The 8,727-nt window shown below is 63.1% G+C and carries 11 protein-coding genes; 2 read left to right on the forward strand and 9 right to left on the reverse strand.

Annotation, left to right across the window (positions count from 1 at the left end):
* A partial coding sequence (locus EN879_RS14540) for an SMP-30/gluconolactonase/LRE family protein (protein ID WP_164774411.1) occupies positions 1-310 on the forward strand: 310 nt, incomplete at its 5' end.
* 127 nt (positions 311-437) lie between these two features.
* Positions 438-1,511 carry a D-alanine:D-lactate ligase-like protein gene (locus EN879_RS14545; RefSeq protein ID WP_063169672.1) on the forward strand — a complete coding sequence of 358 codons (1,074 nt, stop codon included), beginning with the start codon at positions 438-440 and terminating at the stop codon, positions 1,509-1,511.
* 42 nt (positions 1,512-1,553) lie between these two features.
* Here EN879_RS14545 and EN879_RS14550 read toward each other — a convergent pair whose 3' ends face one another.
* From EN879_RS14550 to dnaK, 9 genes are all read right to left on the reverse strand, one after another.
* The gene (locus EN879_RS14550) at positions 1,554-1,964 is read right to left on the reverse strand and encodes a GFA family protein (RefSeq protein ID WP_063169673.1); all 411 of its coding nucleotides are present in this window, start codon (positions 1,962-1,964) and stop codon (positions 1,554-1,556) included.
* 41 nt (positions 1,965-2,005) lie between these two features.
* Positions 2,006-2,473 carry an SRPBCC family protein gene (locus EN879_RS14555; RefSeq protein WP_063169674.1) on the reverse strand — a complete coding sequence of 156 codons (468 nt, stop codon included), beginning with the start codon at positions 2,471-2,473 and terminating at the stop codon, positions 2,006-2,008.
* Positions 2,470-2,790, reverse strand: coding sequence for a metalloregulator ArsR/SmtB family transcription factor (locus EN879_RS14560; protein WP_013528592.1), 321 nt, complete (start codon positions 2,788-2,790; stop codon positions 2,470-2,472). The genes EN879_RS14555 and EN879_RS14560 overlap by 4 nt, the downstream gene beginning before the upstream one ends.
* Before the next feature lie 245 nt (positions 2,791-3,035).
* The gene (locus tag EN879_RS14565) at positions 3,036-3,323 is read right to left on the reverse strand and encodes a DUF1330 domain-containing protein (RefSeq protein WP_063169675.1); all 288 of its coding nucleotides are present in this window, start codon (positions 3,321-3,323) and stop codon (positions 3,036-3,038) included.
* 32 nt (positions 3,324-3,355) lie between these two features.
* Entirely contained in the window at positions 3,356-4,054 is a 699-nt protein-coding gene (gene pyrF / locus EN879_RS14570; protein WP_013528590.1) for an orotidine-5'-phosphate decarboxylase, read from the reverse strand.
* A complete protein-coding gene (locus EN879_RS14575) occupies positions 4,051-4,647 on the reverse strand; it encodes an NADPH-dependent FMN reductase (RefSeq protein ID WP_063169676.1) in 597 nt (198 codons plus the stop codon). Before EN879_RS14575 ends, pyrF begins: the two co-directional genes overlap by 4 nt.
* A gap of 164 nt (positions 4,648-4,811) precedes the next feature.
* A complete protein-coding gene (gene pmtA / locus EN879_RS14580; RefSeq protein ID WP_013528588.1) occupies positions 4,812-5,417 on the reverse strand; it encodes a phospholipid N-methyltransferase PmtA in 606 nt (201 codons plus the stop codon).
* A 167-nt stretch (positions 5,418-5,584) separates the two neighbouring features.
* Positions 5,585-6,715 carry a molecular chaperone DnaJ gene (dnaJ, locus tag EN879_RS14585; RefSeq protein WP_013528587.1) on the reverse strand — a complete coding sequence of 377 codons (1,131 nt, stop codon included), beginning with the start codon at positions 6,713-6,715 and terminating at the stop codon, positions 5,585-5,587.
* Between the two features lie 212 nt (positions 6,716-6,927).
* Positions 6,928-8,727, reverse strand: a 1,800-nt coding sequence (gene dnaK, locus EN879_RS14590) for a molecular chaperone DnaK (RefSeq protein ID WP_127274109.1), incomplete at its 5' end; no start/stop codon positions are given.

The following is an 8,727-nucleotide window of genomic DNA, read 5'->3' on the forward strand; positions in this document are numbered from 1 at the left end:
CCGCTCGGCCAAGGGCTATGTCGACGGGTCGGTGCTCGACCGCGACGGCATCCTGTGGAACGCCGTCTGGGGCGGCAGCGTCATCGAAGCCTACGGACCCGACGGCAAGCTCGTCCGCACGGTCGCCATGCCGGTGACGCAGCCATCCTGCCCAGCCTTCGTCGGCGCCAAGGCCGACCGGCTGGCGGTCACCTCCGCCTGGTCGGGCAAGGATGAGAAGCAGCGTCTGCTGGATCTGCAGGGCGGCATGACCTTTCTGCTCGATATTCCCGTCAACGGCCGCTTCGAGCCGCGCGTGCTGATCGCCTGATCGAACTGGATTCTACGGTCGGACGGTGCGTTGTCACGCCACCGCCCGCACCGTGTCGGTTTCGCGAGAGCCTGACGTCTCGACCATGCGATGGTAGGTGATCGTACCGCCGGGAATCGTTCATCTCATGCCAAGCCGTAAGCCGAAACTGATACTCATCCATGAGCCGGAAAAGGCTTGTTTCGACCGCCTGGTCGCCGACGGCCATGCGCCGCAGCGCGCAACCGAAATCGCGTCCTATCTGGCGCAGTCGACCGATCTCGCTCCTGAATTCGACGTGCTTGGCCGTGCCTGCCAGGCACGCGGCCTGTCGTTCGCGCCGGTGGGGCTCGACGACGCTGCCAGCGTGCTCGCCGGCGAGCATCCCAGCACAACGCTGGTCTGGACGCTGACCGACGGCATCGCCTATTTCCGCGGCGGCGCGGCGCCCGCTTTGGCGCGACTGGGCGGTTTCAAGACAATCGGCGCCGACGATGCGCTGTTCGCGCTCTGCCAGGACAAGTTCCGCTCCGGCGCCGTGCTCGGCGCGCTCGGCCTGCCGGTGCCACAGGCTGGGCTCGCGCGTGACGGCCAATGGCTGGTCGAGCCGCCGGCCTCGCCCGCCGGCTGGTTCGTCAAGCCCAACCGGCTCGGCGCCAAGATCGGCATCTGGCTGGAGTCGCGCTGCAGCGATCTCGCCCACGCTTTGGAGCTCAGCCGGCGCGTCTTTTCGGCCTATCGCGACGATGTCGTCGTCCAGCCCTACGTCGCCGGCCGCAACGTGCGCGCCAGTTTCCTTAGCCTGATGCCGGGCGCGGGAGTCGAAGTGCTTGGCGTGGCCTTTGTCGATTCAGGCGCCGATTTCCAGACCATGGCCGACAGCCTGGCGCTCTACGGCGACACTGGCGAGGCAGCGAAAGCGGCGGGACATTACGCCGAGCCGGAGCTCGTCGCGGTCGCCGACAGCCAGCCGGCCGCCGACGCCAGGATTCGTGCGATCGCCGGGCGGCTGATGAGCGGGCTCGGCCTGCGCGACGTGTTTTCCATCGATCTCAGGGTCGAGGCCGACGACACCGTCCACCTCATCGAGTTCGAGGTCTGCCCCGGCCTGCCCTGCTTCGATTTCCGCGCCTATTGCCGCCAGCAATGGGGCCTCGAGCTTGCCGATGCCATAGCCGAGACAGCGGCGAGCCGGCTGATCGGCCAAGAGCATCGGGCCTGAAGGCGCGACGGCAGATCGCGGGCCGACGGCGGACGCGTTTCACTACGGCATTCGCTCGACCGCCTGCAAGGCGGGATCCATCTTGTCCCAGGCATGGCCGTGGCTCGTGTAGGTCACCATCTGCGGGCTGAACTGTTCCGGATCGTCGAGGCTGGCCGCATGGACCGCTATGAATTCCGGCATGGCGACGGATATCAGAAAGACCGGCGTTCCGCAGGTTGGACAGAAGGTGTGGATTTTTTCATTGCCGCTGGCGCCCGCCACGCGCCAGGTGCTCACCTCCCCGGTAATGGCCATATCGGTGCGCTGGCCGAAGGTCAGGTAGGATCCGTGGCCGGTGCCTGAGCGCTTCTGGCAATCGCTGCATTGGCAGTGGTTCTGGAAGATAGGCTCGTCATTGGTCTCGTAACGGATCGCGCCGCATGCGCAGCCGCCGGTATAGCGCTTGGTCATTATCGTTCTCCACGGGTCTGATTCTGCTCGAGGTCGCAACATCAGGCCGATTTCGGCTTGGCGAAAATATCGATGCCGCTGCCGGTTTCGAGGAAGGATTTCAGGCTGGACAGCACCGCCGGCCAACCTTGGCTGACGCCTTTCGCCATGCCGCTGCCGGCCTCGAGCTCGTCATGGCTGACGGTCAGCCGCACCATGGTGTCGTATTCCTCGATGGCGAACGTCACCCGGCTGGTTTTCGACGGATCGTCGGCCTGCGAAGCGTTCGCCCAGGTGATGACGAGGCGGGTCGGCGGCGAAATCTCGACGACCTTGCCGACGAGTTCGACGGTCCGTTCGTCATTGGCGCGGATGTGTTCCCATTTCGAGCCCGGCGTCCATTCGGAGACGTTCTCGTGGCCCCAGTAGCGCTTTGCGATCTCGGGCTTGATTATCGCCTCGAACACCTTCTGCGGCGTCGAGCGGATATAGGTCACGTAGACAAAGCTCGTGGTCTCTCTGGTGGTCATTGGTCTTCTCCTTCGAGTTCCTGCTTCAGGTCGTGCAGCAGGCTGAGCCGCTGCCGTTCGAATTTCCGTACCCAGCGCTCGTAGACTTCGTGCAGCGGCACGGGATTGATGAAATGTAGTTTTTCGCGGCCGCGCTTGACCGTGCTCACCAGGTTGGCCGCCTCCAGCAGGTCGAGGTGCTGGGTGGCGGATTGCCTGGCCATGTCCAGATGATCGCAAAGCTGACCGAGCGTCTGCCCGTTCTGCTCGCACAGAAGGTCAAGCAGCCTTCTGCGTGTCGGGTCGCCCAGCGCTTTGAAAACCTTGTCGGCGTCCATCTGCCTCACTCTGTTGTAAGGCATAATATGCAGGTAAATACCTGCATGTCAACCGGCAATCCGACCGGCGTTGAATGACCGCTCGTCGGCACGGCTCCGCACCTGGCAACTGCGCCAGGCAGATCACCGTGAAATCGCGGAGCAAAGATATGTAAAATGAGCCTGCGGGGCTTCAAACGCCGCCAGGCTCTATCCGATTTTGAGCACGTCTCCGGCTAAAACCGGAACTATGCTTGCAGGGGACCTCAGGCGCCCTCGACCAGGACAATTTCGCCGTCGGCGACCTTCTGGCGAATGGCGGCGGCGCGCTGGTATTCCGGCGAATGGTAGCAATCGTGTGCGGCAGCCAGCGATTCGAACTCGATAATGACATTGCGTGCGCGGCCGGGGCCTTCGGCCTTTTCGTACTCGCCGCCGCGCGCCAGGAACTTCGCCCCGAAGCGCTCGAAGGCAGGTTTGGCGGCGGCGACATAGTCCTTGTAGCCTTCCGCGTCGCGCACATCGACACGAGCGATCCAATATCCTTTGGGCATTTTCTTGGTCTCCGAACTTGTTCCTGGAAATCTCAGGCCGAGCGCATCTCGTCGAGGATGGCTTCGGCCGCTTCCCGTTTGTTGGCCGCAGCAATGATCGGACGGCCGACGACGAGGTGGCTGGCGCCGTTGCGAATCGCCTGGCCCGGCGTCACCACACGCTTCTGGTCGCCATGGTCGCTGCCCGCCGGCCGGATGCCGGGCGTCACCACCGCCATGTCGGGTCCCACGATCCGGCGCACCGCCTCGGCCTCCGCGGCCGAGCAGACGATGCCGCCCATGCCGGCATGCAGCGCCTGTTCCGAGCGCCTAAGCACCAGCGTATGCGGATCGTACTCATAGCCGACGTCGATCATGTCCTGCTCGTCCATCGAGGTCAGAACGCTGACGGCAAGCAGGCAAAGGTCGCTGCCTCTGGCCGCCTCTACGGCGGCCTGCATAGCCTTGGGATAGGCGTGAATGGTCAGCATGGTCACGCCCATCTTGACGATGTTCTCGACACCCTTGGCCACCGTGTGGTCGATGTCGAGCAGCTTCATGTCTAGGAAGACGTTGGTGCCGCCGCTGGCCAGCTCCCTGGCGAAGTCGAGCCCGCCGGCGAAGGCAAGCTGGTAGCCGATCTTGTAGAAGGAGACGATGCCGTCGAGTTCGCGCACTGCCTGCTCGGCTTGCTTCACTGTCGGCACGTCGAGGCCGACGATGAGCCGGTCGCGCATGCTATTGGCGATCATGCCTCGATCCGGGTGGACAGCAGGCGCGAGGTCTCGATCAGCGTGCGGCATAGGTGCTCCATCGATTTGTGCAGTCTTTCGTCACGGAAATTTCCATCCTCGTCGAAGGCGTCACCGCCGTCGGGCACCGAGCATTCCGGCGTCACCACCTCCATCTGGCAACGCACCAGCACCGCGCGCAGATGGTTGATGCAGCGGATACCGGCAAAGTGCCCGTTGGAGGACGAGCAAAGGCCAACGACCTTGCCGGCCAGCGGCCTGACTGGCCGGCCACCATCCCTGCGCACCCGGCTCACCCAGTCGATCGTGTTCTTGAGCAGCGGCGGAATGGAGCCGTTATATTCGGGCGTGGCGATCAGCAGCCCGTCATGGGCCATGATGAGACGGCCGAGTTTCTGGGCGTTTTCGGGAACGCCTTTTTCCTTTTCCAGGTCTTCGTCCATGATCGGCAGGGGGTATTCGGCGAGCGAGATGCGGGTCACCTCGGCACCTTGCATGGCGAGTTCCTTTTGCGCCACGTCGGCGGCCCTGCCGCTATAGGCGCCGCTGCGCACCGAGCCGGCGAAGACGAGGATTTTCGGGATCACTGCCATTGGCCACCCTTGTTCCCGGACAGGTACAGCCAAGGACGGCTCAAATCAACGGCTGGATAGGATAGGGGAATAGGGCAGTAGGGAATATGGGAGTAGAAAATAGCCTGGAAATGGAACCCTTCATCCCTACTCCCTTACTCCCCTATTGCCTTATTCCCTTCTCACTAGTGCGCTTCGCGGCGATAGATCCACAGCTGCGTCGGCGGAATGTTGCGGAGGATGAAATCGAAATGTTTGACCGTATAATTGCCGCGGCCGGGTGGGATCGGCGACATCGGGCCATAGGTCAACTGCACGATCGGCCGTCCGGCCGGGATGCGGTCGAGCAGGCTCTCGATATAGGCGATGCGCTGGGCGACCGGAAAGTTGAGCAGCGGCACGCCCGAAACGACGGAATCGAAGATCATCCCGCTCTTGTCGCCAAGCGTGGCGTTGAGGTTGAAGGCGTCGCCCTCGATGACGTTGACGCCGGGATAGAGCCGCCGCAGGTGACGAACGAAATCCGTGGAATATTCGACAGCGTAGAGGTTTTCGGGGCGTACGCCCTGGGCGAGGATGGCGCGGGTGATGACGCCGGTACCGGGACCGACCTCGAGCACTGGCAGGCCGGATTTAGGATTGACGATCGAGGCCATCTTGCGCGCGGTGATCGAACTGGTCGGCACGATCGAGCCAACCGTCTTCGGCTTGTCGATCCAGCCCTTGAAGAATTTGAGTTCGTCGTCGAACTTTTCGACAAGCGCCTTCCGCAGTCCAGGGCCACGTGTCATGCAAGCTCTCCTCAGCGCTCCCCGCAAAGTTACTTAGCACCTGAGCGGTGCTAGGCAAGGCGCGGCCGGACGCATGTCGTGGATAAGATAATTTTCGTCGCGTCTCAAGGGGTGACGCGATTCAAGGATTTACGCGTGGCAAATCGGCTTACGCGGGCCAAAGTGCATCAACGCTCGCCGAAAGACTCGAAGAAATCCTTCATACGGGCGAAAAAGCCGCTCGATTGAGGCGAATTGTCCTGCGAGGAGAGCTGTTCGAACTCCTCCAGAAGTTCGCGCTGGCGCCGGGTCAGGTTCTGCGGCGTCTCGACCGCGGTCTGGATGTAGAGGTCGCCGACATTGGGCTGGCGCAGCACAGGCATGCCCTTGCCCTTGAGGCGGAACTGGCGCCCGTTCTGTGTGCCTTCGGTCACCTTGACCTTGGTCTGCGTGCCGTCCAGCGTCGTCACCTCGAAGGAGCCGCCAAGGGCTGCCGTCGTCATCGAGATCGGCACCTTGCAATAGAGATCGGCGCCGTCGCGCTGGAAGAACTCGTGCGGTTTGACCGCCAGGAAAATATAGAGGTCGCCCGAGGGCCCGCCGCGCAGGCCGGCTTCGCCCTCATTGGCAAGGCGGATGCGGGTGCCGTCCTCGATGCCGGCCGGGATGTTGACCGACAGCGAACGCTCCTCGGTGACGCGGCCCTGGCCGGCGCATTTCGGGCACGGATCCTTGATCGTCTGGCCGCGCCCCTGGCATTGCGGGCAGGTCCGCTCGATCGAGAAGAAACCTTGCGTGGCGCGCACCTTGCCGTGGCCGTTGCACATCGAGCAGGTGACGGGCTGGGTGCCGGGCTTGGCGCCGCTGCCCGAACATTCAGAGCACGAGATCGACGCCGGCACCCGGATCTGTGCGGTCTTGCCGGCAAAAGCCTCTTCCAGGGTGATTTCCATGTTGTAGCGCAGGTCGGCGCCGCGCTCGCGGCCGCCCGACGAGCGGCGCTGGCGCCCGCCCATCATGTCGCCGAAAATGTCCTCGAAAATGTCGGCGAAGCCGCCGGCGCCAAAGCCCTGGGCCCCGCCATTCATGCCGCCCTGTTCGAAGGCGGCGTGGCCGAAGCGGTCATAGGCCGCGCGCTTCTGCGGGTCTTTCAGCGTCTCGTAGGCTTCGTTGATTTCCTTGAACTTGTGCTCGCAGGAATGGTCGCCGGGGTTGCGATCGGGATGGAACTGCATGGCGAGCTTGCGGAAAGCGCTCTTGAGCTCCTTCTCATCGGCGCCTTTTTGCACGCCCAGCGTCTCGTAGAAATCAGCTTTCATTTTTTCCCGCTGTCCGGATGCTCAACGTCTTGAAGCATTGTTGCGTCTCTTGCCGGCACTGACGCTTCGATTTAGGTGCGATGGAAGGGGGATGCCAGTGTCGACGCGGCTTTGCCTGCATTTTTTCAGCAAGGCCCGCTGTTTTTCTGCAAGGGGTTGCAAAAAAGCCCGGCCTTCGCCGGGCTTTTCGCTTTATCTTGCCGTCAAACGGTTCAGGCCGACTTCTTCTTGTCGTCGTCCTCGTCGATTTCCTCGAAATCGGCGTCGACAACGTCACTGTCCTTGGCGGCGTCCGCCTTGGCGTCGGCTTCCGCCGCTTCCTTCTGCGAAGCCTCGTACATGGCCTGGCCAAGCTTCATAGAAGCCTCGGCCAGCGCCTGGCTCTTGGCTTCGATGTCGGCCGCGTCGTCGCCTTCGGTCGCGGTCTTCAGCGCCGCGATCGCGTCGGAGATCGCCGTGCGCTCGCCTTCCGAAACCTTGTCGCCATATTCCTTCAGCGACTTCTCCGAGGAATGCAGCAGCGCTTCGGCCTGGTTGCGGGCCTCGACCAGCGCACGCCGCTTCTTGTCGGTCTCGGCATTGGCCTCGGCGTCCTTGACCATCTTCTCGATGTCGGCGTCCGAAAGACCACCCGATGCCTGGATGCGGATCTGGTGCTCCTTGCCGGTGCCCTTGTCCTTGGCCGAAACGTTGACGATGCCGTTGGCGTCGATGTCGAAGGTGACCTCGATCTGCGGTACGCCGCGCGGCGCCGGCGGAATGCCGACCAGGTCGAACTGGCCGAGCGCCTTGTTGTCGGCGGCCATTTCGCGCTCACCCTGGAAGACCCGGATGGTCACTGCCGACTGTGAGTCCTCGGCCGTCGAGAACACCTGGCTCTTCTTGGTCGGGATCGTCGTGTTGCGTTCGATCAGGCGGGTGAACACGCCACCCAGCGTCTCGATGCCGAGCGACAGCGGCGTCACGTCGAGCAACAGCACGTCCTTGACGTCGCCCTGCAGCACGCCGGCCTGGATGGCGGCGCCGAGAGCGACGACCTCATCCGGATTGACGCCCTTGTGCGGCTCCTTGCCGAAGAACTGCTTCACGATTTCCTGGATCTTGGGCATGCGGGTCATGCCGCCGACCAGAACGACTTCGTCGATCTCGCCCGCCTTCAGGCCGGCATCCTTCAACGCCGCCTTGCAAGGGGCAATCGTGCGCTGGACGAGGTCGTCGACCAGCTGCTCGAACTTGGCGCGCGTCAGCTTCAGCGTCAGGTGCTTCGGCCCGGTCGCGTCGGCGGTGATGAAGGGCAGGTTGATTTCGGTCTGGGTGGTCGACGACAGCTCGATCTTGGCCTTTTCAGCCGCCTCCTTGAGGCGCTGCAGGGCAAGCTTATCGTTCTTCAGGTCGATGCCCTGTTCCTTCTTGAACTCGGCCGCCAGGTATTCGACCAGGCGCATGTCGAAATCCTCGCCGCCGAGGAAGGTGTCGCCATTGGTCGACTTGACCTCGAACACGCCATCGCCGATTTCGAGCACCGAAATGTCGAACGTGCCGCCGCCAAGGTCATAGACGGCAATGGTCTTGCCTTCCTTCTTGTCGAGGCCATAGGCAAGCGCTGCCGCGGTCGGCTCGTTGATGATGCGCAGCACTTCAAGGCCGGCGATCTTGCCGGCATCCTTGGTCGCCTGGCGCTGGGCGTCGTTGAAATAGGCCGGAACGGTGATGACCGCCTTCTCGACCTTTTCGCCGAGATAGGCTTCCGCCGTCTCCTTCATCTTCTGCAGGATCATGGCCGAAATCTGCGAGGGCGACTGCTTCCTGCCGCCGGCTTCGACCCAGGCATCGCCATTGTCGCCCTTGACGATCTTGTAGGGGACAAGCTTCTTGTCCTTCTCCGTCACCGGATCGTCATAGCGGCGGCCGATCAGGCGCTTGACCGCGAAGATGGTGTTTTCAGGATTGGTGACCGCCTGGCGCTTGGCCGGCTGGCCGACCAGACGTTCGTCGTCGCCCGAGATGGCGAC

The sequence above is a fragment of the Mesorhizobium sp. M7A.F.Ca.AU.002.02.1.1 genome, from assembly GCF_003998535.1.
GTDB classification, from domain to species: Bacteria; Pseudomonadota; Alphaproteobacteria; order Rhizobiales; family Rhizobiaceae; genus Mesorhizobium; species Mesorhizobium ciceri.